Genomic DNA, 24,178 nt, shown 5'->3' with positions numbered 1-24,178 from the left:
GCGAGCGTGCAGGGGCCGAGCACAAGTAGGTGTTGGGTCGGCGGTCAGTTGATGATCTCGCCATTTCCCGACGCAACGAACTCCCTCAACTGCCGAACGAACTCCGCGTCGTAGGTCTCCCACTCCGTAATCTCCCCAACAACCCGCAACGGCTCCGCACTCCGATACGACCGTGTCGGATTCCCAGGAAACTTCTTGTTGGTCACATTCGGATCGTCCTCGAATGGCCCGGTCGGCTCCACCACATACACACGCGGTCGCCCCTCACCCTTGGCCATCACCGCAGCCAGCCCGGCGCCCTTGGCAATCGCCGTGAAATAGATGTGGTTCATCACCACGCTGTGGCGATAGTTGGAGCGGAACCCCGCGCTCAATAACTCGCCCACCGCGAGGTCAGCGCGGGTGCCGTGATAGAACGGCCCGGCAACCTGGTCGCAGGTGTCATGCGATACGGGTGTCCATTCGGTGTGCTGTGCCATCGGCACTGCCCCTACCTGTCCTGCCGGATCGACAGGCTGGCGAGTCTAGGGCGCCGGGCGGGCCTTGCGGCAAGGCCCCATCAAGGAAATAATCTGTAAGTGGGAGGCGCGGTGCGCCTCCTTTTTTATTCTGCCGTGCCGCGGCCTTCAAGCTCACGCACCGCCGTTTCCAGCGCATCCAGCTTCTCGCGGGTCTTCAGCAGCACTGCGCGCTGCACTTCAAACTCCTCGCGCGTCACCAGGTCCAGCTTGGCCAGGCCGGCCTGCAGTGCACTCTTGAAGGTGGCCTGCAGTTCCTCGCGCGATTCGCGCAGGCCTGGCGGCACCAGGTCGCTGAGGCGACGGGCGAGGTCATCGATTTGGTTCAGGTCGATCATGGGGTGCTCCGTGGGGTGGTGGGCCTGCGCATCCGGCGCGGCCACGGCGGTTCGGCGCTAAGGATACTGCCGGCCCCGGGCCGCCGGACAGGCGCGGCGGGTTTCGCACCGGCCGCGTTCAGGCGCTATCCTCCACGCCGGAATACAGGAGATAGACGATGAAGATGGTCATGGCGGTGATCAAGCCGTTCAAGCTCGACGACGTGCGCGAAGCGCTGGCCGAGCGCGGGGTTACCGGGATCACGGTGACGGAAGTGAAGGGCTTCGGTCGCCAGAAGGGCCATACCGAGCTGTACCGTGGCGCCGAGTACGTGGTCGACTTCCTGCCGAAGGTGAAGCTGGAAGTGGCGGTGACCGACGATCAGGTGGACGTGGTGGTGGAAGCCATCGTGAAAGCGGCGGGCACCGGCAAGATCGGCGACGGCAAGGTGTTCGTGTACGACCTGGGCAGCGTGGTACGTATTCGTACCGGTGAGCTGGACGCGGACGCGTTGTAAGCCGGTTGCGCGCGTAGGGCGGGGTTTGTGTCACCGGAACGAAGAGCGGTCGAGCAAGCCCGACCTCTACCGGTAAAGCGGGTGAAGCGAAGCGCCTACCGACGCTTGGCCCACTTGTAGAACCGCTTCCAGCCTTGGCGCACAGCCGCCACCCAACCGGGGTCGGCCACCAGCGCCGCCTGCGCAGGGCTCGGCGCCTGCCCGGTCACGCGCTGGCGTATCTTCAGCAGGTTCTTCATGTCGCTGCGGCTCAGCTGCCGGCTCAGCGGGTTGCGGCGCAGCCAGCGCGGTACGCGCCAGGCCGAGGTGAAATCCAGCAGTACCGGCACGCCGGCGCTGACCACCACGTTGGTGCCATGCAGGTCGTTGTGGGTGATGCCGGCGGCATGCAGGCGGCTCAGCGCGTGCTGCAGCTGTTCGAACACTTCATTGCCCACGGCCTGCGCGGTGCTGAGGGTCTGGCCGGGGATGAATTCCATGCCCAGTGCGAGGCCACCAAGGGTGCCGAGCAGGGCCGGTGCGTGCTTCCAACCGCCCAGCCGCTCCAGCATGCGTGCCTCGCGGCGCACCATCAGCCGGGCGATCGGCGACACCGGGGTGCCACGGTAGCGGGAGTAGTCCTTCACCACCGCCGGACGGCCGTCCAGGCAGGTGCGGTAGACATCGGGGGCGAGGAAGCGCTCGCCGCGCTTGAGCAGCAGCGGCGCCACGGCGTCATCGCCGCAGGACGGGGAGGGGGTGATGGAAGGGATCATGTGGGGTCTCGGGCGACCCGGTGGGCGGCGCTGAAGCGTCAAGCGAACCGGTACGACGGGGGGGAACTGGCTAAACTTTCGTTAAGCCAATTTTAGTACCGGCAAGTTCGCTATTCCACGATTTGTCGGAGAAATGTCGGCGTCGTGGCTGGAACAGTTCGTCGCGCTTTTTCGGACAATTTTGTCTCACTTTTCGAAAAGCAATTTGATTTCAATAGCTTGCAAATGCGGCCGGCAGCGCTCGCGGCGCAGCGCTGCGGCCCACGCACGCCTGGCTTGACCCCGGCGCACGGCCTGCCGACCATAAGCTGTTACACGCGACATCGACGGCCGCACCCACCCGGCACGTCCCCGTCTCCTGCCGCGTTCCCCCACTGATGCCGGCCCTGCGGCCGCATCGCCCTGTTTCCCTGTCCGGCGCGTGCTGGAGGAAAGTGCTTTGATCATCAAAATCGTACTTGCGGCGCTGTTCGTGTCCTGCGTGCTGTACATCCACTTCCGTGGCAAGGTCCGTGCGCGCTGGTCGCGCCAGCTGCTGGACCACTCCAGCTTCATGGCCCCGATCAACGTGGTCATGTACATGTTCTCCAAGGTGCCGACCACGCCGTTCCTGGACCCGGGCAAGGAATTTCCACAGCTGGAGCCGTTGCGGCAGAACTGGCAGATGATCCGCGACGAGGCACTGGCACTGCGCGATGCGCAGGCGATCGCCGCGTCCAGCACGTTCAACGATGCGGGTTTCAATTCATTCTTCCGCCGCGGCTGGAAGCGCTTCTACCTGAAGTGGTACGGCCCCTCGCACCCGTCGGCCAAGGCGATGTGCCCAAAGACCACCGCGCTGCTGGAATCGCTGCCGGACGTGCGCGCAGCGATGTTCGCGCAGCTGCCGTCAGGCAGCGAGCTGCGCCCGCACCGCGACCCGTTCGCCGGTTCGCTGCGCCTGCACCTGGGCCTGGCCACGCCCAACAACGATGCCTGCTACATCGAAGTGGACGGCATCAAGAAGAGCTGGCGCGACGGTGAGTGGATGATGTTCGACGAAACCTACATCCACCATGCGCACAACGAGACGCCCGATGACCGGGTGATCCTGTTCTGCGATATCGCCCGCCCGCTGCGCTTCGGCCTGCCGGGCCTGTTCAACCGTCTGGTGGCGTCCACGCTGCTGGCCGGTGGCGCCTCGCCGAACCTGCCGGGCGACCCGACCGGTGGCGTCAACAAGGCCTTCGGCAGCGTGTACAAGGTGCGGCTGAAGGCCAAGGCGCTGCGCGAGCGCAGCGTGGTGGCCTACCAGGTGATCAAGTGGGGCCTGGTGGTGGCGGTGATCGCCGGTATCTGGGCGCTGTAAGCGGACCGCCGCCGGGCATGGCCCGGCGCTACCGGAAAACGAAAAAACCCGCGCTGTCGCCAGCGCGGGTTTTTGCTTTGGTAGGTGCCAACCTTGGTTGGCACGCTTTCCGGTCAACCCTTCAGCGCCGCCTTCACGAACGGCGGGGTCACCAGCACGCCGGTGTGCAGCGCGGCGGTGTAGTACAGGGTATCGAAGGTCTTGGCGGCCGAATCGGCCTGGCGGAAGTCGAAGCTGCTGTCGCCCTTGCGCGCCAGGGTCACGCTCCACCAGCCGGTGGGGTAGCACGGCTGCGGGAACGGCAGGGTCTTGAACGAGCCGAAGCCGGCCTTGCCCATTTCGGTGCGCATTTCGTTGATCAGCTCCAGCTGCATCAGCGGCGACTCGGACTGCTGCACCAGGATGCCGTCGTCCTTCAGGGCCTTGAAGCAGCTCTCGTAGAACGCCTTGTTGAACAGGCCTTCACCCGGGCCGACCGGATCGGTCGAATCGACGATCACCACGTCCACGCTGCCGGCCGGGCAGTTGGCCATGTAGGCCACGCCGTCGTCGAACATCAGCTCGGCGCGCGGGTCGTCGTTGGAATCGCACAGTTCCGGGAAGTGCTTGCGCGCCATCACCGTCACCTGCTCGTCGATGTCGCACTGGGTCACGCTCTCCACGCCCTTGTGCTTGAGCACTTCGCGCAGGGTGCCGCAGTCGCCGCCGCCGATGATCACCACGCGCTTGGGCGCGGCGTGGGTGAACAGCACCGGGTGGCTGATCATCTCGTGGTAGAAGAAGTTGTCCTTGCTGGTCAGCATGATGGCCCCATCGATGGTCATCAGGTTGCCCCAGTCGGTGGTCTGGAAGATCTCGATCTTCTGGAACGGCGACTGCACTTCGTCCAGCTTGCCGGTGATGCGGTAGCCGATGGCCGAGCCGGTGCGCTCGAAGTGTTCGATGTACCAGTTGCTGTTGTCAGTCATGGGAAAGCATTCCTGTTCGGAGGGGATGGAGCCGGGCTGAAGGCGGGGTGCCACGCATCCGGACGGATCGGCCCGTTCAGGTTCAGACCTGCCACGGGCGCGGGCGCGCATGATAACGAACCTGTGGGCATATAGGCGTTATCATGCCCCCCCTTTTATTTGCCACAAGGCCGACTGCAATGACCGATTGGTCCCTCGACCAAGCCCGCAAGACCTACTCGATCCCGCACTGGGCGGATGGCTATTTCGACGTGGATCAGGCCGGGCACATGGTGGTGAGACCGACCGGGGCGGATGGCCCGGTGGTGTCGCTGCCCAAGGTGGTCGATGCCGCGCGCGCGGCCGGTGCCAAGCTGCCGCTGCTGGTGCGCTTCCCGGACATCCTCGGCCAGCGCCTGGGCAAGCTGCAGGCGGCGTTCGCCCAGGCCCAGCAGGATTGGGACTACCCGGGCGGCTACACCGCCGTGTACCCGATCAAGGTGAACCAGCACCGCGGCGTGGCCGGCACCCTGGCCAGCCACCACGGTGAGGGCTTCGGCCTGGAAGCGGGCAGCAAGCCGGAACTGATGGCCGTGCTGGCCATGTCGCGCCCGGGTGGCCTGATCGTCTGCAACGGCTACAAGGACCGCGAGTACATCCGCCTGGCCCTGATCGGCCGCAAGCTGGGCCTGCAGACCTTCATCGTCATCGAGAAGCCGTCCGAGCTGAAGCTGGTGCTGGAAGAATCCAAGGCGCTGGACGTGAAGCCGGGCCTGGGCGTGCGCATGCGCCTGGCCTCGCTGGGCGCCGGCAAGTGGCAGAACAGTGGCGGCGACAAGGCCAAGTTCGGGCTGTCGCCGCGCCAGCTGCTGGACCTGTGGAAGTCGCTGCGCGATACCGAATACGCCGATTGCCTGAGCCTGCTGCACTTCCACATGGGCTCGCAGATCTCCAACGTGCGCGACATCGCCAACGGCATGCGCGAAGCCACCCGTTACTTCGTCGAGCTGTCACAGCTGGGTGCGAAGATCACCCACGTCGACGTGGGCGGTGGCCTGGGCGTGGACTACGAAGGCACCCGTTCGCGCAGCTTCTGCTCGATCAACTACGGCCTCAATTCGTACGCCAGCAACATCGTGCAGCCGCTGGCCAATGCCTGCGAAGAACACGGCCTGACCCCGCCGCGCATCGTCACCGAGTGCGGCCGCGCGATGACCGCGCACCACGCGGTGCTGATCGCCAACGTGTCCGAAGTGGAACAGGCGCAGGAAGGCCGCGTGCCGGACCAGCACGACGACGAGCCGGCCTCGATCCGCCACCTGCGCGAGATCCACGAAGAACTGGACGTGCGTCCGGCGGTGGAGCTGTTCCAGGAAGCACAGCACTTCCACGCCGAAGGCCTGGCCAGCTATGCGCTGGGCCAGATCGATCTGCCGCAGCGTGCGCGCATCGACGATCTGTTCTATGCCATCGCCCATGGCGTGCGTGCGCGCCTGAGCTACGACGAGAAGAGCCATCGCCCGGCGCTGGATGAACTGAACGAGCGCCTGGTCGACAAGTACTTCGTCAACTTCAGCGTGTTCGAGTCGATTCCCGATGCGTGGGCGATCGACCAGGTGTTCCCGATCGTGCCGATCGAGCGCTTGAACGAGGTGCCGGATCGCCGCGGCATCATCGCCGACATGACCTGCGATTCCGATGGCATGGTCAAGACCTACGTCGAGAACGAAAGCCTGGACAGCTCGCTGCCGCTGCACGCGATCAAGCACGGCGAAAGCTATCGCATCGGTTTCTTCATGGTCGGTGCCTACCAGGAAATCCTCGGCGACATCCACAACCTGTTCGGTGATACCGACGCGGTGGAAGTGCTGGCCGATGCCGATGGCTATGCCATCACCCAGCAGCGCCGCGGCGATACCACCGACGTGATGCTGGACTACGTGGGCTACAGGCTGGATGACCTGCGTGCGGCCTACGCCGAACGCGTGGCATCGGCGGACCTGTCGCCGGAACGCGCGCAGGAGCTGTCCGAAGCGCTGGAAGCGGGCCTGACCGGCTACACCTACCTGTCCGATGAACCGCTGATCTAAGGGGGACGGGAACGCCGGGCATGGCCCGGCGCTACCGGTGCTGATGAGCGCCCGCGCGATCTTTCATCTGTTCCTGCATGCCGCCGTGCCAGCCCTGCTGGCATGGCTGTTCTGGCGCAAGCGCTTCGCCTCGGCGTGGCTGTTGCTGCTGCTGGGCTGGATCATCGACCTGGACCATCTGCTGGCCGATCCGATCTACGCCCCGAACCGCTGCAGCATCGGCTTCCACCCGCTGCATACCGCACCGGCGATTGCCGTGTATGCCGGGCTGTGCGTACCGAAGAAGACACGACTGGTGGGCATCGGCCTGATGATCCACATCGTGCTCGATGCCATCGACTGCTGGTGGATGCATCACCGCTGATGGGGGCCGCCCTGCGCCCTGTGTAGCGCCGAGCCCACGTCGGCTGCGCTTGGGGCTGCCCCGTCTTTACTCAGTCAGCCGGTGCCAGCGGCAGTTCCAGCCGCGCGCGCAACCCCGGATTCTCGTTCGACAGGCGCAGTGACCCGCCGTGGCTGGCCGCGATGTCGGCTGCAATCGCCAGGCCCAGGCCACTGCCTTCCACCCGTTCGTCCAGGCGCACGCCGCGCTGCAGGACGCTTTCCAGCTTGGCCTTGTCCAGCCCGGGGCCGTCATCGCGCACTTCGATGTGCAGCCGGTCGTTCTGGGCCAAGGCGCGCAGGCGGACTTCGCTGTGTGCCCACTTGCCGGCGTTGTCCAGCAGGTTGCCCAGCATTTCCTCCAGGTCGGTGCTGGCGCCGGCAAAGGCCAGGCCCGGGGCGACATCCATCTGGAAGCGGATGCGACGGCCTGCATGCACGCGGGTCATCAGCCGGCACAGCGCCTCGGCAGCCGGGGCCACCTCACTGCGCTGGCGATGATCCACGGCCAGTCCCGCGGCCAGGTAGCGGTCGATGCTGGCCCGCATGCGTGCGCCCTGTTCGTGCAGGGTGCGGCGCCAATCGCGGCCTTCGCCCTGCGCCTCGGCGGCCAGTACGCTCAATGGCGTCTTCAGCGCATGTGCCAGGTCCTCGGCGCTGCTGCGCGCACGCGCCACCATGCGCTGGTGGTGGTCCAGCAGTGCGTCGAGCTCATCGGCCAGCGGCGCGATTTCCCGATCCAGCTGGCGGCGGTCGATGCGTTCGGCGTCGCCACGGCGGATGCGCTCCAACTGCTTGCCCAGCCCACGCAGCGGGCGCAGACCGAAATGCACCTGGCTGGCCAGTACCGCCAGCCACGCCGCCACCAGCACGGCCAACGCCATTGCGCTGCGTTGGCGGAACGCGGCGACGTCCGCATCCAGTGCACTGCGGTCGGTGGCGACCACGGCGACATAGGACTGTGCTGCGCGGGGCAGGCGTACCTGCTGAACGCGGGCGCGCAGCGATTGCTGCATCGGTCCGGGCAGGTTGCGCTCGGCCGGGCCAGCGGCGGCGGTCGCAAGGGTCTGGTCCCACAGCGAGCGTGATTGCAGCAGCACCTTGCCGTGGCTGTCGGCGATCTGCCAGTACGCACCGGAGAACACCCGCTGGAAGCGAGCGTCATTCGGTTCCTGGCGCAGGCGCAGCTGTCCTTCCGGATCCACCTCGGCCTGCGCCAGCAGGGTCAACATGGCCTGCTGCAGCTCGCCATCCAGGCGGTCGCGTGCGCTGCGCTCGAACAGCTCGCCCAGCAGGATGCTGGCCAGTAAAGAGACCAGCACCAACCCGATGCCGGCTACCAGCAGCAGCCGCCGGCGCAGTGAAGGTTGACGCGCGCTCATGCCTCGGCCAGCCGCCAGCCCTGGCCGCGCACGGTATGGATGAGGTCAATGCCCAGTTTGCGGCGCACCCGTCCCAGCAGCATGTCCAGTGCATTCGAGTCGGGGTCGTAGCCGCCTTCGAAGACCTGCTCACCCAGACGGTCGCGGCTGATCACGCTGCCAGCGTGGTGGATGAAGTAACTCAATACGCGGAACTCCTGCGGGCTCAGCGACAACGCCTGTCCCTCCAGTTCAAATCGGCCGGCATTGACGTCCAATTGCAGCGGACCGCACTGCAGCCGTGGACTGGCATGGCCGTGGCTGCGACGGATCAGCGCGCGCAGGCGCAGCACCAGTTCATCGGGCTGGAAGGGTTTGGTCAGGTAGTCGTCGGCACCGGCATCAAAGCCGGCCAGCTTGTCGTGCCAGCGTCCGCGCGCGGTCAGCACCAGCACCGGAAAGTCGCGGCCATTGCCGCGCCAGCGCTCGATCACGCTCAGGCCGTCCAGCCCGGGCAGGCCCAGATCGACGATGGCGGCCTGCAGGTCTTCAACCTGGCCGATCTCCTCGGCCTGGCGACCATCGGCCACCACCTCGACCACGTAACCGGCCTGTTCCAACAGCGGTTGCAGGCGCTCGGCCAGCGCGGCATCGTCTTCGGCCAACAGGATGCGCATCAGTCGTCCAGTTCCGTCTTCAGCAGCTTTCCACTCCGCGCATCATAGTCCAGCTCCACCACCACGCCGTCGCCCCGCAGGATCTCCACCTCGTACACGCCGTCATCCAGTTCCACTTCCAGCAGCTGGCCGGGGTGGCGCTTGAGCGCATCGCGCACCACGCCTTCCAGCGGCACGTAGCGGCCCTGCTGCACCGCGCGGCGTGCAACCTGCTGCGCCGGGTCCTGGGCAGGGCCGGTGGCGGTCGGGGCGCTGGCCAGGGCCAGCAGCAGGGACAGGGAGGGCAGGATCGGCACGTGAGTGGCATCGAGCATGGGAACAAGTGACAGGCGCGAGTGTGCCGCGGCCGACTAACGGTTGGCTAACAGCGCCGGCTAGGCCGCTGTTAACCGCGCCGTGCATCGTGGCGTTGCCGGGATGGTCCGGCAACGAACAGGAGAACCCCCATGTTGAAGTCGCTCACCCTCGCCACCGTTGTCGCCCTGGCCGTGGCCCCCACCGTACAGGCCGCACCGCTGGGCATGGCCCAGGTCGAACAGACCCTGCGCAAGGCCGGCTACACCCAGATCCATGAAATCGAGCGGGATGATGGCCTGTGGGAAGCCGATGTCAGCCGTGCCGATGGTCGCTTCAGCGAGGTCTACGTGGACCCGAAGACCGGCGAGATCTTCGATGAGCACGATGGGCGTGCGCAGCTGAGCACCGAGCAGGTGCTGGCCAAGGCGCAGGCGCAGGGGCTGCGCGAGATCCATTCGCTGGAACGCGATGGCGCGACGTGGTCGCTGGAAGCGCGCAATGCCCGCAACCAGAAGGTGGACGTGCGCCTGAGCGGTCATGACGGCCGCATCCTGCACAGCGAGCGCGATGGCTGGCTGGATTGACGCCTGCTCGGGAAGGTGTGTCGACCAAGGTCGACACCTACCTGGTAGAGCCGGCCGCTGGCCGGCTGCTGCACGGTGTTTCCGGGATCAGGAGGTACCCGGCCAGCGGCCGGCCCTACCGTGCGCTTACCAGCCGTAAGGCGGCGGGTAATCCCAATAGCCCGGGCCACCACCGTAATACCCACCACCGCCGTACGGCCCGAAGAAGCCCGGGCCCTTGCCTTCGCTCACGTGGATGTTGACGTTGACCCCGCGGGTCTTGCCTTCATCGTTGGTGTAGTTCTTGCTGAGATTGAGCGTGGCGGCGTTGTAGTGGGTGTTGCCGTAGTTCTTGGCGTAGCCGATGCCGGTGGTGAAGCTGCCGGAGACCTTGACCTTGTCGTCCTGCACATCGGCGATCCTGCCGTCGCCGTGCACGCGCGGGCCGGTCTTGTCGCCGTAGAACGTGCCGGGCGGATCCTGTTGCAGCGTCGGATCGTTGAGATAGCGCATAGGCGTCTGTGGTACGGACAGGTCCAGGCCGGACGCCTGCGGCGCGGTGGCGCCGGCGGCGGACTGCGCCAACGCGGTCCCGGGCAGGGCGGCCAGGCACAGCAGCAGGGTCAGGGGGCGGATCATGACGGCACTCCAGCGCAGAGGGGCCGCGCAGCACGCGGCGGTACAGGCCGACGCTAGCAGGCGTTGCTTGAATGATGCCTGTCGGCGCCCGTTTGCGGTAGAGCCAGGCCATGCCTGGCTTCACGCTACAACCGCGCGAACCCGAACAGGTCCTGCAGCGGGTGCCGGCGCCGCTCGATCCGCGCCCGCAGCAGCCCGGCGCCGATCATCGAATAGGTGATGCCGTTGCCACCATAGGCCATGGCGAACTGTACCCGTGGACCCCATTGCGCATGCGGCCCGAAGAACGGCAGGCCGTCAGCGGTCTCGGCAAAGGTGCCCGCCCATGAAAACGCCGGGGTCGGCTGCAGGTGCGGGAACCACTGCAGCAGCTGCTTCATCAGTTTGCGGGCCTTGCTGTCCACCCGGCCATCGCGGCGGGCGGGAATATCGATGGCATCGTCCAGCCCGCCCACCAACAGCCTGCGGTCGCCGGTGGCACGCAGGTACAGGTAGGGGCGTGCGCTCTCCCAGACCATCGTGCGCTGCAGCCAGCCCAGCTCGTCGGCGTTGATCGGGTCGGTGATGAAGGCATAGCTGCTGCGGTTGCGGGCCACGCGCGGGTCCAGCCACTGCTGGTTGGCATAGCCCATCGCCAGCATCACGTGGCGGGCGCGGATCTGCATGCCGGATTCGGTGCGCGCGGTTACGCCGCGCGCGGTGGGGGTGAGGGCATGCAGCACGGTGCGGTCATGCGCCACGCCGCCGCGCCGCTGCAACCGCCGCAGCAGTCCGTAAGTGAAGCAGTAGGGATCAACCCGTGCGGCCTGGCGGGTCAGCAGCGCGCCTCCGGCATCGACGCTGAAGCGTTCCTGCAGCGCATCCCGGTCCAGCCAGCGCGCGTCCAGGCCGATGCCACGGCGCGCCTCGCCTTCGGCCATCAGCCGCGGTACGTCACGGCGGCGGCTGGCCAGGTACAGGCTGTCCATCTGCCTGAAGTCGACGTCCTTCAGGCCGCGCGCGACCTCGCCCAATGCAGGGATCGCATCCGCACAGGCCTGGTAGGCCAGCGCCGCAGCGTCCTGCCCATACTGCGAGGCCAGCTCCAGCAGATGGGTATCGATCTCGTACTGCAGCAGCGCGGTACTGGCTGCGGTGCTGCCCCAGCCGATGTCACGCTGTTCGATCAGCGCAACGTCGTGGCCATGGGCCGACAGCTCATCGGCGATCAGCGCGCCGGTGATGCCGCCACCGACCACCAGCACATCGCACTGCAGATCCTGTTCCAGCGGCGGAAAGGCCTGGATCAGGCCGTTGCGCACCGCCCACCACGGGTAACCACTCTTCAGGTCCATTCGGGGTCGTGCTCAGGCCGTGGGCTTGCCGGTATGCGGGGTCAGGATCAGTTCGGACAGATCGAAGCCCTGCAGGCGTGCGCTGGCCAGATAATGTTCCTGCACGGTGGCATCGAGCCGGGGCTCACGTGCCAGCAGCCACAGGTACTTGCGATCCGGGCTGCCGACCAGGGCAACGCTGTAGTCCGGCGCCACCTGTATCACCCAGTAGTCACCCTTGGCGAAGGGCAGCCAGCGCAGGCCCTTGGGCAGGAAGCTGACTTCCAGCCGCGCGCTGTCATTGTCGATCGCGCAGGCCTCGCCGGTGGCTTCCTCGATCTCGCCGTCCATGCGGCAGCGGTTGGTGACGCCGACGTTGCCGTTGTCCAGCAGCCGGTAATGGGCCGACACGTCGGTGCAGCCCTCCGGCTCGTGGCGCATCGGCAGGCGGGCGATCTCGTACCAGGTGCCCAGGTAGCGGGGCAGCTTGAGGTCGGTGACGGTCTTCAGGGGAGGCAGGTCGGTCATTGTCAGGCGTGGCAGGAGAGGAACTCCACGATGCCGAGGACACTGCCACGGGCGGGTGAAGCCGGGGCGAGGGCCATGTCCAGAACAATCCGTCGCCCGGGCGGAGCGCGTACCGTCATCGGCGCAGCGGTATGCTTCGGCCAGCGCCGCGTTTTTTCGATCCAACCGAAGTGGAGGTGCCGATGTACCAGGTGATCCTGTTGAAGAGTGAAACCCAGTTCGCCCGCGAGCAGTGGCCGCAGGTCGACGATCTGGTGGACTACGAAGGCGTGGCCTACAGCCTGCGCGCCGGGCCGCGCCAGCCGTTGCCGACCGACCACGCCTGGCACCCGATCGCGGTGTATGCGCCGGATGAGATCACCGAGGAAGAATTCCAGGACTGGTACGCGCTGCAGCAGCCGCAGGTTGAAGAGCTGCGCCTGAAGTACTGAGCCGCAGCCAGCGGCCAGCGCCCGCGCATCCGCCGTTTACGGTACCTGCCGTATAGTCGCGCGCAGGCGCGGTGGTCCGCGCAAAACGGTATGGCTGGCTTGTCTTCCTTCTTCCGAACGATCCTGGTGCGTGGCCCGTGGTTGGCCCTGCTGTTGTGCTGCACGCTGCTGCTGGCTGTGCCGGCGCTGGCCCAGGATGACGACCCCACGCCCAAGCAGCAGCTGGCCCAGATCGACAGCACGCTGAAGGATATCGAGCGCAAGCGCGTTGATGCTGCAGCGGTGGAAACCCTGTCGATGCTGTCCGAGGAGGCTTCGCAGGCGCGACGCGATGCTGAAGCCCTGGAGAAGGCGCTGCAGCCGCAGCTGGATCGGCTCGACGAACAGCTGGCGCAGTTGGGTACGCCCGCCGAGGGAACCACCGAGCCGCCGGAGCTGGTGACGCAACGGCGGACCATTACCCGCCAGCGCGATGGCCTGATGGCCTCAATGGCGCAGGCAAAGGCCAGCGCGGTGCGCGCCCAGCAGATGGCGGCCGACATCGACCAGCAACGCACGGCACAGCGCACGGAGGAACTGGGGCAGAAGGTGGCCTCGCCGCTGTCTCCTGCGCTGTGGACCAAGGTGGCCGAGCGCTTGCCGATCGATATCGCACGCGTCGCCCCGCTGGCGCAGATGGGCCGGGACGCGCTGGTCGCCGGCATCCGTACCCATGGTTGGGGCACCCTGCTGCTGGGCGTGGCAGCTGCACTGGTGATGATGTTCCCGCTGCGCCTGTGGCTGCGCGCGCTGGGTCGGCGGTTTGCTGCATCCGAACGTGCGCCTGACGGCCGACTGCGCCGTTCCGGGCTCGCCATGTGGCTGCTGCTGGTCGGTACGCTGCTGCCCGGCTACGCCGTGGTGGTGCTGATGGCGGCACTGGATGCGATCAATGCGATCGCACCGCGCCTGCAGGTGGTGGCCGAGGGAATTGAGACTGCCACCTTCCGCGCGGCCTTCATTGCCGCGCTCAGTGCCTGCATGTTGGTGCCCCAGCGCCCGTCATGGCGCCTGTTGAATCTCGATGACACCGCCGCGCTGAAGCTGCGCAAATACGCTTGGGGTGCGGCGGCCCTGGCCTGGTTGAGCACGGTGCTGGTGGCTGTCGACCAAGCCACCCGCACCAGCGACGTCACTACGGTGGCGCTGGACGGCGTGATCGCGCTGACCTATCTGGGCCTGATCATGGCCATGCTGGTCACCCTGGCGCGCCTGCACCGCCGCCAGACCGCCGAGGCCGAGGCGAAGCTGGAAGCGCAGGCCGACGGCCAGGGCGCGGCCGTTCCGGTGCGGCGCAGCAGCTGGCTGGTGCTGGCACGTGTGGCTGGCAACATCGCCGTGGTGGCCGCGATCATCGCCACCCTGATGGGCTATGTGAACTTCGCCAAGTTCGTCAACCAGCAGCTGATCGGCGGCAGCATCGTGGTGCTGGCGGCGACGCTGCTGTTCAAGTTCGTCGACGATTTCTCCACCTGGCTGCTCAACGCCGACAGCAAGGTCGGCCAGACCATCCTGCTCAGCACCGGCCTGAGCGTGTCGCGGCTGGAGCAGGCCGGTGTGCTGCTGTCTGCCGTGCTGCGCACGTTCGTGGTGCTGATCGCGTTGCTGGCGCTGGCGGCGCCGTTCGGCAACATCGGCTCGGTGGTCGAGCGCGTCGCTTCGCTGGCCAACGGCATTCCCATCGGCGACATCACTCTCAAGCCCGCACGTATCGCCATCGCGCTGCTGGTGATGCTGGTCGGGTTGGGGCTGACGCAGCTGCTGCAGCGCTGGTTGACCGACACCTACCTGCCCAAGACCGAGCTGGACCTGGGCGCGCGCAATTCAATCAGCACCATCACCCGCTACGTGGGCATCATCCTGGTGGGGTTGTGGGCACTGACCGCGATGGGCCTGAACCTGAAGAACCTGGCGTTGCTGGTCAGTGCGCTGTCGGTAGGTATCGGTTTCGGCCTGCAGGCGATCATCCAGAACTTCGTCTCCGGCCTGATCCTGCTGGCCGAACGGCCGGTGAAGATCGGTGACTGGGTGAAGCTGGGCGATCAGGAAGGCGACATCCGCCGCATCAACGTGCGCTCCACCGAGATCCAGGTGGGGGACAAGTCGACGTTGATCGTGCCCAATTCGGAACTGATCACCAAGACCATCCGCAACATGACGATGGGCAACAACCAGGGCCGCATCCAGATCCAGTTCGCGGTGCCGGCCAGCACCGATGTGGCGGGGCTGCGACAGGCGCTGCTGGACGCCTATGGAGCCCACGACACGGTGCTGCCGCAGCCGGCGCCGGCGGTGTACATCGACGGCATCGCTGGTGGCCAGATCACCATCAACAGTTTCGCCTACGTGGCCAGCCCACGGCAGGTGTACGGCACGCGCAGCGATCTGTATTTCAGCCTGCTGCAGATCCTGGCCGAGCGGCACATCCCGCTGTCCACGCCGACCGACATCCACATCACCCGCGATCCGCCGCAGTAAGAGGGTGGGTCGGCAGGGCTGCGCCCTGCACCCGCCGAAGCGGTAGTGCCGGCCGCTGGCCGGCAACCTCAGGAGCAACAGCAACAGCAACAGCAAAAGCAAAAGCGGGTTTCCTGAGGGATGGCGGGGTGGGTCCGGTTGCGGGGGACGCTGCAAGTACGTCCCTGTAAGCTCGGTCGCGCCATCCATGGCGCTCACGCCCCACAACCGGACCCACCCCGCCTTCGACAGATTCCCGCGATCTGTCGGAATGGCGTCTGTGTTGCTGTTGGTGGGTGTCGACCTTGGCCGACACGGATCTGACCCCACGATTGATTCGATATCTGACAGAGATTCATCCACGCATGGCGTGGATCTACTGAAGATCGCGGAAATCCGTCGGAGGTGGGGCGGTGTCGGATTGCGGGGTGTCAGCCGCATGGATGCGGCTGCCAAGCCTGCAAGGACGTACTTGCGGCGTCCCCGCAATCCGACACCGCCCCGCCATCCCACGGAACACCAGCTGTTGCTGTCGCTGTCGCTTCGGCTCGTAGCAGGTGCAGGGCGCAGCCCTGCCGAACCCCTTTACCCCCGCGGTCGGCCGCGCGAGGGCACCAGTGCGAAGGTATCCACCGCCAGCTTCTCGGCATGGTTCAACCACGCGCGGATTTCCAGATCATCCACTTCGTGGTCGAGCCCGAATGACACGTTGATCTTGCCATCGGCATCGGGCTGCACCCACTGCTGGGCCAGCACCACCTTGCGCTGCGAGGACACCGCTTCGATCCAGAAACCGCGATCCGGGCGCGTGCTCGCCACCAGCTGCAGCATGTACTGGCCGGCGCGGGTACGGCGGCCCTTCTGCGTGATCATGTGTGCCTGGCGCACGCTGGGGCGGGGGCCCTGGAAGGCATCCAGTGGTGCATCCACGTCGATGCCGTTGCGCAGCTGGCCATCGCGGTACAGCTTGATGCCGTTGTCGCGGTTCACCAGCAGCGCGCACCAGTCGCCGTCGGCCGAGCCATCCTCGAACGCGGTGCAGCGATCAACGTAGGCGAGCGTGTTGTCCGGGTCGGCATCGTCGAACTGGCGCGAGGTGTTTTCCAGATACACCGATTTCAGGTCCCAGTCCTTGTCGTATTCCAGCAGCACCGGCGGCTGCACGTGCTGCAGGCCCACCACCACCTGGTCGTCGCCGTCGATCTTCAGCTGCCGCGTCGGCTCACCCAGCCACAGCGAGCGGGCGAAGGCCAGGTACTGCGGATAGTCGCGGCCGCCATCGCGGCGTGCCGCGGCGCTGGCACTCGGCGCGCGCTTGTCGTCCAGCAGCGAACGGCCAAAGCCCATCGTCTGCAGGTTCGGATCGAGCAGGCTGAGCAGGGTGGCCCCGGAATCCAGGGTCGAGCCGTCTTCAGCGGCCAGCTGGCGCGGGGCGACGCCATCACCGAGGAACAACAGCAGGTTCTCGCGCTTCTGCCTGGTCAGGATATGGCTGAGGTCATTGGGCATGGCCAGGTGATCGGAGGCGATCACGATCAACGTGTCCTTGCCGTAGGGGCTGGCCTGGATGCGTTCGACCAGCTGCGAGATCAGGCGGTCGGTGCACTTGAGCGCATTGAGCATGCCGATGTTGCCGTACTGGCTCTGGTAGCGCTCGCCCTTGCAGGCCACCGGCAGGTGCCCGGCGGGGTGGTGCGTGTCCATGGTCAGCGTGGTCAGCATGAACGGCGCATCCTGCCGCGACAGCTGCTCGAAGCGCTGGTAGGCGGTGTCCAGCAGCACGTCGTCATGCACGCCCCACGCCGAGTAGTGGATGCGGCCGATCTTCTTCTGCTGCTTGAACCACGCCAGGTCATGCACTTCATCGAAGCCGTGGCTGGCCAGGAACTGGCCCTTGCCGGCGAACTGGCCGTTGGCACCACCCAGGTAATGGTTGGTGTAGCCCTGCTGCTTGAGGTAATCGCCCAGGCACACGGCCTTGGGCAGGAAGCTGCCCATGCGGTCCATGCTGTTCTCATCACCCTGCGAGGTGGTCAGCGGCACGCCGCACATCGACGACACCAGGCCGGCGATGGTCCAGCCACCGCCTTCGGCCGAGGCCAGGCCGCGTACATCCAGCGACCTGGCCGCCAAGCGGTTGAGATTGGGCATCAGGCCGGGAAACACGGCCTCATCCAGATAGGTGCGCTCCAGGCTCTCGCCGTAGATCCAGACGATGTTGCGTGGGCGCTGCAGGGCCTGCGTGGGCACCTGGTATTCGGGGGCGATACGGGCGAAATCCACCGGGCGCAGCTGCTGATAGAGGCGCTGCCCGTCACGTGCCAATGGACTGATCATGATCGTGGCCACCCACAGCACGGCGAAACCGGCAAACCACGCACCACCGGCCGTGGGACGGCGCCAGCGCTTCACCCGCGTAGCGAACAGCGGCAGCAGCGACACGGCGGCCAGCACGATGAAGCCGGCGATATAGCCCTTGAAGTCGGCGACACCGGCGCCTTCCATGTCCGCACCCAGGTGGTACAGGGTGGCGGCGTTGAGTCCGTCACCGGACAGCTTGTCGATCAGCCACCAGGCACTGAGCGCCAGCAGCAACAGCGAGAACAAGCCTGCTTTCCACCACACCCACTTTGCGGAGGCGAGGAACAACCAGGACAGCAGCAACAGCGACAGCAGCAGAATCCAGAGCATAGGCAGCTTCGGCAGTGACGGGGTGGCGATGGACGTCGTACCGACGCGTGTCCATCCGACCGGCGCTGCTGCAAGCACATCTGCATGACAGGCCGATGACCCGATAGTGCATGCACGAACCTGACTGAAATGTTTGTTGAAATCGTGCGCGCGATATCACGCTGCGAACGTAAATCGAGCGTGAAAACTCACGCTCGATTGCATTAAAAACCTGCATGAATGCACTGTTTTCGCTGATCCACGTCGAGCGTGGATGCGACACTATCGATGCCCGCGTTCCTCGCGCGAACGCGCACGGCGATCGAACAACAATGCGCTGGTCACGATGCCCAGCCCAAGCACCACGCCGATCAGCAACAGCACCAGTGCGATGGCGGGATAGCCCAGCACATGCCAGCCGGTGTCGATCTTCATCATCATTGCCGCCGCCATGATCAACGCGGCGCTGATGATGCCGGCCGCCACGCGGTTGGCGATCTTCTGCAGGTTCTCCATCAGCCGCGATTCTTCCAGCCCGGTCACCTTCATCTGCAGGCGGTTCTCGGCCAGCAGCGCCATGATGTCCGACAGCTTGCGCGGTCCGTCGCGCAACAGCTGCTGCATTTCCATTGCTTCGCTGGCCAGATTGGCGGCCGACAGGGACTTCTTCAGGCGCGCGCGCATCACGTGCTGCAGCTGGCGCTCGACGATGCGGCGCGTGTCCAGGTCCGGTGCCAGCAGGCGGCATACGGCTTCAAGGTTGAGCAGCGCCTTGCCCAGCAGGCTCAGCTCCGGCGGTGTACGCAATCCGGACGAGGTGGCGATGCGTACCATGTCCAGCACCACACGCCCTTCGGAGAAATTCGCGCTGGCGGCATAGCGTGCGATCAGTTGTCCGGTCTCGCGCAGGTAGCGCTCCTCGTCAAACGCCTCCAGCCGCGTGCTGATGCTGATCAGGTCGTCGGCCACTTCCTCGCCGCGGCCATCGACGGCGGCAAACAGGATCTTCAGCAGGCGCTCGCGCAGCCGCGGCGGCATGTGCGCGACCATGCCCAGGTCGAAGATGGCCAAGCGCCCATCAGGCATCACCCGCAGGTTGCCGGGGTGCGGGTCGGCGTGGATTTCGCCGTGCACGAAAATCTGGTCCAGATAGCCGCGGATCAGCGCCGCCGCCAGCGGGTCCATCGCCTGTTCGGTGCGGCGCACATCGGGAATGGCATCCACGCGCACGCCGGTGGCCAGTTCCATGGTCAGCACGCGATGGCTGCTGTAGTCCCACAGCGGCTGCGGAATCCACAGGCGCCGGAACGGCTTCAGATGGCGGCCGAAGCGCGACAGGTTCTCGGCCTCGGCGTGGTAGTCCAGTTCCTGCATCAGCGTCTTGGCGAATTCATTGAGCCAGTCGCGCAGGCGCACGCGGCGGCCGATCTGGGTCAGGTGGTCGGCGGCCAGGGCGAAGCTGCGCAGTACTTCCAGGTCCGAGCGCAGCTGCGCGGCTACCTCCGGTTTCTGCACTTTCACCGCCACCTCGCGGCCGTCATGCAGCACCGCGCGGTGCACCTGGGCAATCGACGCACAGCCCAGCGGCTGCGGATCGAATGCGGCGAACAGCTTGTTCACCGGCGCCCCCAGCTCCTGCTCGACGATGGCGTGGATGCGTTCGACCGGAATCGGCGCCACCTTCTCCTGCATGCGCTCCAGTGCGGTGGCGAACTCGACCGGCACCATGTCCGGGCGGGTCGACAGCATCTGTCCGAGTTTGACGAAGGTGGGCCCCAGCGCTTCCAGGTCACTGACGAACTGCTCCGGATTGCCGTCCGGTGGCACGTCGGTGTGGCTGCCGGCAGCGTCCAGGTTCATGCCGGAGAACACCCCGGAGTGCCGGTAGCGCATCAGCAGGCGCAGGATCTGGCTGCGCCGGTTCATGCCCCTGATCAGCGGCGGATTGCCTGTGGCGGTGGACGGATTGCTCAAACGACACTCCTCGAAGACGACGACCCGATGTCCGTGATCCCGCCGCTGGCGGGACCGGATTACGCTTCCAGTGTCCCTGCCGCCCGGTGGGCGCGCGGTGAACCCGCTACCGCAGGTGGCACCGGATCGGTCAGAATCCGCTCATTCCCTTTACTGGATCCCCCATGGCCGGTGCCAGCCTGTTTGCCCTGCTCGACGATATCGCCTCCCTGCTCGACGACGTCTCGGTGCTGACCAAGGTCGCTGCCAAGAAGACCGCTGGCGTGCTGGGCGACGACCTGGCGCTGAACGCGCAGCAGGTAACCGGCGTCAACGCCAACCGTGAACTGCCGGTGGTATGGGCGGTGGCCAAGGGCTCGCTGGTGAACAAGGTGATCCTGGTGCCGGCGGCGCTGGCGATCAGCGCGCTGGAAGCCTGGCTGCACAGCCGCGGCTGGAACGTGCCGCTGATCGTGCCGCTGATGATGATCGGCGGCGCCTTCCTGTGCTTCGAGGGCGTGGAGAAGCTGGCGCACCGGTTCCTGCATTCGGCCGATGAGGACGCCGAACACCAGGCCGAGCTGCGCAAGGCGCTGGCCGATGCGCAGGTGGACATGGTCGCGTGGGAAAAGGACAAGGTGAAGGGCGCGATCCGCACCGACTTCATTCTCTCCGCCGAAATCATCGTGCTGTCGCTGGGCGTGGTTGCGACGGCGTCGTTCATCAACCAGGTCAGTACCCTGGTGGTGATCGCGCTGGCGATGACGGTGTTCGTCTACGGGCTGGTAGCCGGCATCGTCAAGCTGGACGACCTGGGCCTGTACCTGTCGCGCAAGGGCGCGGCGCTGGCGGCAGTCGGCCGTGGCCTGCTGGTGTCGGCACCGTGGCTGATGAAGTTCCTGTCGGTGGCCGGTACCGCAGCGATGTTCCTGGTTGGTGGCGGCATCCTGGTGCACAACGTGCCGGCGCTGCACCACGCGGTGCAGGCGCTGGGCGGTGAGGGCCAGTGGGGCTGGCTGGTCAACGCGCTGGGCAACATGGTGGTCGGCATCATCGCCGGTGCCATCGTGCTGGCGGCGGTGACCGGGTTCCAGAAGCTGCGCGGCAAGTAAGCGCCGGCGCGTTGCCCGGAGGCCGACCTTGGTCGGCGGTTTGTTGCCCGCACGTGCCAACCAAGGTTGGCACCTACCCAGCGGTTTCCGGCGCTTTGCCCGGTAGACGCCGACCTTGGTCGGCGGTTTTGTTCCCGCAAGCGCCAACCAAGGTTGGCACCCACCGGCGAGCTAGCCCGCGTGTACCCGGTTCTTGCCTTGGCGCTTGGCCGCGTAGAGCGCGTCATCGGCGCGCCGCAGCAGCGTATCGGCATCGTCTCCCGGCTGCCATTGCGCCAGGCCCGCGCTGAAATGCACGGGGATGCGCCGCTCCTGCAGGGTCAGCACGCGATGCGCCAGTGAGCGCTGCAGCCGCTGCACCGTGGCCATGCTGTCCGCGCCGGGGGTTTCGGGAAGCACCAGCACGAATTCGTCGCCACCCAGCCGGGCGATGCCATCGGTGGCACGCAGCAGCAGGCGGCACACTGCCACCAGGTGCTGCAGCAGCGCGTCGCCGCCGGCATGGCCGTGTTCGTCGTTGGTCCGGTGGAAATCATCCAGGTCGATCACCGCCAGTCCGAGCGGCGAGTGGTTGCGTGCGGCGCGGGCCAGCTCGCGCTGCAGCAGTTCATCCAGGCCACGCCGGTTCAGGGCCTGGGTCAACGGATCGATACGCGCCAGATCGCCGGCCGCGCGCAGATCCTGTTCCAGCTGGTTGATGCGCTGTTCGGCGCGCTCCACTTCCTGCCGCGCGCTGGCCAGGTGATCGCGCGCCTGCGCCGCCTGCTGCTGCACTTTGCCGGTGTCCTGCATCACTTCCTGCAGCAGGTGGTTGAGGTCGGCGATGCTGCGCGCCTCGCGCAACTGCAGCGCGTAGCTGCCGATGCGGTCGTGGTATTCACCGGTGCTGGCAGCCATGCCATCCATGCGCTCGATGAACTCGCCCATCAAGCTGCGCATGGCCGCTTTCGAATCGTCGATTCCCTGCCGCAGCAGGCCCTGCTTGTAGATCACTTCGCGCAGCTCGGCGCGGGTGCGCTCGACCGATTCGGCTTCCAGCGGCCCGGCCAGCAACTGGCGCACGGCCGCGATCTGGCCCTGCAGCCAACTGCGGTCATCCAGCAGCTCGCTGACGTTCTCCAGCAGTAGGGCGAACAACTCAAGCAGCAACGCCTGCTGTTCCTGCCAGCTTTCGGCGCGCACGCCGATCTGGTGGCCCAGCTCGCGCGCGCCCTGTTCGATCGGTTCCAGTGCCGCGCCCGGTTGCCATTGGCGCAGGCGTACGGCCAAGGCCTGGGCCTGCTCGCGCAGGTCGGGATCGTGCTGCAGCAGCGCGACCACCGCGCCGCCCAGCAGCAACCGCAGCTGCTCGGACAGGCGCAGGCTGTCGGGCTGCCCATCGGGCGAGTGCTGGTCGATGGTGCGGATGTATTTATCGATCAGCTGCCGCATCGCCCGGCCATAGCGCGGCCAGTCGGCACTGGCCTGCGCCGATTGCAGGCGATCACCCATGTCGCCCAGCTCACCCGGCAGGGTGGCCATGCCATTGGCGAAGGCGGCCAGCAGCGGCTCGGGGGCATCGGCCCCGGCAAACAGCTGCTGCAGCGCCACGGTGCCACCACCCTGCGGTACCACCCGATCGCCGCGCCCGTCATCGACCACCGCGCGCACGCGCGCAGGCGGCCCGATGGCGGTGCCGGGGGCAGGGCGGGGGTCGGGCTGGTCCGTCATGGAACGCATCCTGGGATGGCAGGGGGGCTGGTCACAGCATATCGGCGCAACCGGCGGTGGCTTGAACCGATAGGATGGGCGACAGGATGCCGCAGTGGAGGTGGGTATGCGTGTGATGTTGCTGGGGGCGACGGGACTGGTCGGAGGCCACGCCCTGTCGCAGCTGTTGGCCGACCCCCGCTGCAGCGCCGTGGTCGCGCCCAGCCGTCGCCCGCTGGCTGCGCCGCACGGGAAACTGCACAACCCGGTGCTCGACTTCGCCCGGCTGCCCGATGCGCCGGACTGGGCCCGGGTGGACGCGGTGATCTGCGCCCTGGGCAGCACCATCGCCCAAGCCGGCAGCCGCGAGGCGTTCCATCGCATCGACCACGATTACCCGCTGGCCTTCGCCCGCCTGGCCCTTGCGCAGGGTGCCCAGGCCTTCGCGCTGAACTCGGCCGCTGGCGCCAACCCGCGTTCGTCGATCTTCTACAGCCGGGTCAAAGGCGAGCTGGAGCGCGACCTGCGCGCGTTGGGTTTCCCGTCGCTGACGCTGGTGCGGCCGGGGCTGATCGGCGGTGAGCGGCAGGAGGTCCGCCGTGGCGAACACTTCGCGCTGCAGGTGCTGGGTGTGCTGGGGCCGGTGTTGCCACGTGCCTGGCGGATCAATCCGGCACCGGTGATTGCCCACGCGCTGGTGGATGCGGCGCTGGCGGCAAAGCCGGGCGAGCACGTGGTGCCGTCGCGCGATCTGGTCGGCTGATGTCGCGCGCGCTGCGCCTGAACCAGCTGCTGCAGGTGCTGCGCCGCCATCGCCGGCCGGTGGCCGGGCAGGCGCTGGCCGAGGAACTGGGCATCAGCCTGCGTACGCTGTACCGCGATATTGAAACGCTGCGCGAGCAGGGCGCCGACCTGCGCGGGGAAGCCGGTGTCGGCTACCAGCTGGAACCGGGCGATGTGCTGCCGCCGCTGACCTTGCCACCGGCCGAGATCGACGCGCTGGTGCTGGGCCTGCGCTGGGTGGCGGCACGCACCGAGCCGGCCCTGGCCGAGGCCGCACGTGATGCCTTGGCGCGCATTGCGCATGTGCTTCCGGCGGCGCGACGCGATGCGCTGCGTGACAGCGGCCTGCGGGTGGGGCCATCGCGTACGACGGCCAAGGTACCCCCGGCGCGGCTGCAGGCTGTACGCGAAGCGGTGGGCACGCAGCAGCGGCTGCAGTTCGCCTATGAAGATGCGCAGGGCAGGCGCAGCGAGCGCGTGGTCTGGCCGTTCGCACTGGGGTACTTCGATGAAGTGCCCATGCTGGCGGCGTGGTGCGAGGGCCGCGAGGACTTCCGTCATTTCCGCCTGGATCGCATTCGCCATGCGCGTGCGTTGGAAGAGCACTACCTGGTGCCACGTGCGACCTTGCTGCGGCGCTGGCAGAAGGCGCAGGGCATCGCCCCGGACTGGCTGGATCGTTCGTGACGAGGTCGAGCTTGCTCGACCGCTTCTGGTCGTTGCTCTGGCTTTGGTAGGTGTCGAGCTTGCTCGACGCTCTTGCTCTTCGCGGAGAGCAGTCGAGCAAGCTCG

General features: G+C 66.7%; 23 protein-coding genes. 10 read left to right on the top strand and 13 right to left on the bottom strand.

Annotation, left to right across the window (positions count from 1 at the left end; all coding sequences use genetic code 11):
• Positions 1–44: 44 nt before the first annotated feature.
• Both arr and D0Y85_RS19135 read right to left on the bottom strand, forming a co-directional pair.
• The gene (arr, locus tag D0Y85_RS19140) at positions 45–479 is read right to left on the bottom strand and encodes an NAD(+)--rifampin ADP-ribosyltransferase (protein ID WP_117311633.1); all 435 of its coding nucleotides are present in this window, start codon (positions 477–479) and stop codon (positions 45–47) included.
• Between the two features lie 125 nt (positions 480–604).
• Positions 605–856: an accessory factor UbiK family protein gene (locus D0Y85_RS19135; protein ID WP_012512353.1), complete on the bottom strand. Its 252-nt coding sequence runs from the start codon at positions 854–856 to the stop codon at positions 605–607.
• Between the two features lie 158 nt (positions 857–1,014).
• On the opposite strand from D0Y85_RS19135, the gene D0Y85_RS19130 reads away from it, so the two are divergent.
• Positions 1,015–1,353 (top strand): P-II family nitrogen regulator, encoded by a 339-nt coding sequence (locus D0Y85_RS19130; RefSeq protein WP_025874559.1) that lies wholly within the window; start codon positions 1,015–1,017, stop codon positions 1,351–1,353.
• 95 nt (positions 1,354–1,448) lie between these two features.
• Here the strand turns inward: D0Y85_RS19130 and D0Y85_RS19125 are convergent, their stop codons facing one another.
• Positions 1,449–2,108 (bottom strand): RIO1 family regulatory kinase/ATPase, encoded by a 660-nt coding sequence (locus D0Y85_RS19125; RefSeq protein WP_117311632.1) that lies wholly within the window; start codon positions 2,106–2,108, stop codon positions 1,449–1,451.
• A gap of 442 nt (positions 2,109–2,550) precedes the next feature.
• Here D0Y85_RS19125 and D0Y85_RS19120 point away from each other — a divergent pair, with 442 nt between their 5' ends.
• Complete coding sequence (locus D0Y85_RS19120; protein ID WP_049465655.1) at positions 2,551–3,456, top strand: aspartyl/asparaginyl beta-hydroxylase domain-containing protein; 906 nt, start codon at positions 2,551–2,553, stop codon at positions 3,454–3,456.
• Between the two features lie 113 nt (positions 3,457–3,569).
• Here the strand turns inward: D0Y85_RS19120 and speE are convergent, their stop codons facing one another.
• The gene (gene speE / locus D0Y85_RS19115) at positions 3,570–4,424 is read right to left on the bottom strand and encodes a polyamine aminopropyltransferase (protein ID WP_032977218.1); all 855 of its coding nucleotides are present in this window, start codon (positions 4,422–4,424) and stop codon (positions 3,570–3,572) included.
• Positions 4,425–4,603: 179 nt separating this feature from the next.
• On the opposite strand from speE, the gene speA reads away from it, so the two are divergent.
• Together speA and D0Y85_RS19105 are read left to right on the top strand one after the other, a co-directional pair.
• Complete coding sequence (speA, locus tag D0Y85_RS19110) at positions 4,604–6,493, top strand: arginine decarboxylase (protein WP_117311631.1); 1,890 nt, start codon at positions 4,604–4,606, stop codon at positions 6,491–6,493.
• 43 nt (positions 6,494–6,536) lie between these two features.
• The gene (locus tag D0Y85_RS19105; protein ID WP_033832425.1) at positions 6,537–6,857 is read left to right on the top strand and encodes a DUF6122 family protein; all 321 of its coding nucleotides are present in this window, start codon (positions 6,537–6,539) and stop codon (positions 6,855–6,857) included.
• A gap of 70 nt (positions 6,858–6,927) precedes the next feature.
• Here the strand turns inward: D0Y85_RS19105 and D0Y85_RS19100 are convergent, their stop codons facing one another.
• The 3 genes from D0Y85_RS19100 to D0Y85_RS19090 are packed head-to-tail and all read right to left on the bottom strand — an operon-like array spanning position 6,928 to position 9,202.
• On the bottom strand, positions 6,928–8,256 hold the full coding sequence (locus D0Y85_RS19100; RefSeq protein ID WP_117311630.1) for an ATP-binding protein: 1,329 nt from the start codon (positions 8,254–8,256) through the stop codon (positions 6,928–6,930).
• The gene (locus D0Y85_RS19095; protein ID WP_117311629.1) at positions 8,253–8,912 is read right to left on the bottom strand and encodes a response regulator transcription factor; all 660 of its coding nucleotides are present in this window, start codon (positions 8,910–8,912) and stop codon (positions 8,253–8,255) included. Before D0Y85_RS19095 ends, D0Y85_RS19100 begins: the two co-directional genes overlap by 4 nt.
• Entirely contained in the window at positions 8,912–9,202 is a 291-nt protein-coding gene (locus tag D0Y85_RS19090) for a PepSY domain-containing protein (RefSeq protein ID WP_117311994.1), read from the bottom strand. The genes D0Y85_RS19095 and D0Y85_RS19090 overlap by 1 nt, the downstream gene beginning before the upstream one ends.
• 156 nt (positions 9,203–9,358) lie before the next feature.
• Here D0Y85_RS19090 and D0Y85_RS19085 point away from each other — a divergent pair, with 156 nt between their 5' ends.
• The gene (locus D0Y85_RS19085) at positions 9,359–9,793 is read left to right on the top strand and encodes a PepSY domain-containing protein (protein WP_117311628.1); all 435 of its coding nucleotides are present in this window, start codon (positions 9,359–9,361) and stop codon (positions 9,791–9,793) included.
• Positions 9,794–9,919: 126 nt separating this feature from the next.
• Here D0Y85_RS19085 and D0Y85_RS19080 read toward each other — a convergent pair whose 3' ends face one another.
• From D0Y85_RS19080 to D0Y85_RS19070, 3 genes are all read right to left on the bottom strand, one after another.
• A complete protein-coding gene (locus D0Y85_RS19080) occupies positions 9,920–10,411 on the bottom strand; it encodes a hypothetical protein (protein WP_025874569.1) in 492 nt (163 codons plus the stop codon).
• Positions 10,412–10,536: 125 nt separating this feature from the next.
• Positions 10,537–11,745 (bottom strand): FAD-dependent oxidoreductase, encoded by a 1,209-nt coding sequence (locus D0Y85_RS19075; protein ID WP_117311627.1) that lies wholly within the window; start codon positions 11,743–11,745, stop codon positions 10,537–10,539.
• Between the two features lie 12 nt (positions 11,746–11,757).
• Positions 11,758–12,252, bottom strand: a complete 495-nt coding sequence (locus D0Y85_RS19070) for a lipocalin family protein (protein WP_117311625.1) — start codon at positions 12,250–12,252, stop codon at positions 11,758–11,760.
• Positions 12,253–12,434: 182 nt separating this feature from the next.
• On the opposite strand from D0Y85_RS19070, the gene D0Y85_RS19065 reads away from it, so the two are divergent.
• A complete protein-coding gene (locus tag D0Y85_RS19065) occupies positions 12,435–12,683 on the top strand; it encodes a hypothetical protein (RefSeq protein WP_025874572.1) in 249 nt (82 codons plus the stop codon).
• 90 nt (positions 12,684–12,773) lie between these two features.
• Entirely contained in the window at positions 12,774–15,200 is a 2,427-nt protein-coding gene (locus tag D0Y85_RS19060; protein ID WP_117311624.1) for a DUF3772 domain-containing protein, read from the top strand.
• A gap of 564 nt (positions 15,201–15,764) precedes the next feature.
• Here the strand turns inward: D0Y85_RS19060 and D0Y85_RS19050 are convergent.
• Both D0Y85_RS19050 and D0Y85_RS19045 read right to left on the bottom strand, forming a co-directional pair.
• Positions 15,765–17,870, bottom strand: coding sequence for a phosphoglycerol transferase I (locus tag D0Y85_RS19050; protein ID WP_117311621.1), 2,106 nt, complete (start codon positions 17,868–17,870; stop codon positions 15,765–15,767).
• A gap of 261 nt (positions 17,871–18,131) precedes the next feature.
• Entirely contained in the window at positions 18,132–19,775 is a 1,644-nt protein-coding gene (locus D0Y85_RS19045; protein ID WP_240329290.1) for an AarF/UbiB family protein, read from the bottom strand.
• A gap of 212 nt (positions 19,776–19,987) precedes the next feature.
• Between D0Y85_RS19045 and D0Y85_RS19040 the strand changes: the two genes are divergently transcribed.
• Positions 19,988–20,914: a DUF808 domain-containing protein gene (locus D0Y85_RS19040; RefSeq protein WP_117311618.1), complete on the top strand. Its 927-nt coding sequence runs from the start codon at positions 19,988–19,990 to the stop codon at positions 20,912–20,914.
• 171 nt (positions 20,915–21,085) lie between these two features.
• Here the strand turns inward: D0Y85_RS19040 and D0Y85_RS19035 are convergent, their stop codons facing one another.
• On the bottom strand, positions 21,086–22,624 hold the full coding sequence (locus D0Y85_RS19035; protein WP_117311617.1) for a GGDEF domain-containing protein: 1,539 nt from the start codon (positions 22,622–22,624) through the stop codon (positions 21,086–21,088).
• Positions 22,625–22,730: 106 nt separating this feature from the next.
• On the opposite strand from D0Y85_RS19035, the gene D0Y85_RS19030 reads away from it, so the two are divergent.
• Together D0Y85_RS19030 and D0Y85_RS19025 are read left to right on the top strand one after the other, a co-directional pair.
• Entirely contained in the window at positions 22,731–23,366 is a 636-nt protein-coding gene (locus D0Y85_RS19030) for an NAD-dependent epimerase/dehydratase family protein (protein ID WP_117311615.1), read from the top strand.
• Entirely contained in the window at positions 23,366–24,073 is a 708-nt protein-coding gene (locus D0Y85_RS19025) for a YafY family protein (protein WP_117311614.1), read from the top strand. Before D0Y85_RS19030 ends, D0Y85_RS19025 begins: the two co-directional genes overlap by 1 nt.
• The last annotated feature ends 105 nt before the right edge of the window (positions 24,074–24,178 follow it).

Source organism: Stenotrophomonas sp. G4 (assembly GCF_003428825.1).
Classification (GTDB): Bacteria; Pseudomonadota; Gammaproteobacteria; order Xanthomonadales; family Xanthomonadaceae; genus Stenotrophomonas; species Stenotrophomonas indicatrix.
Note: the sequence above shows the minus strand (reverse complement) of the source record. Positions and strands in the feature narration are given on the sequence as shown.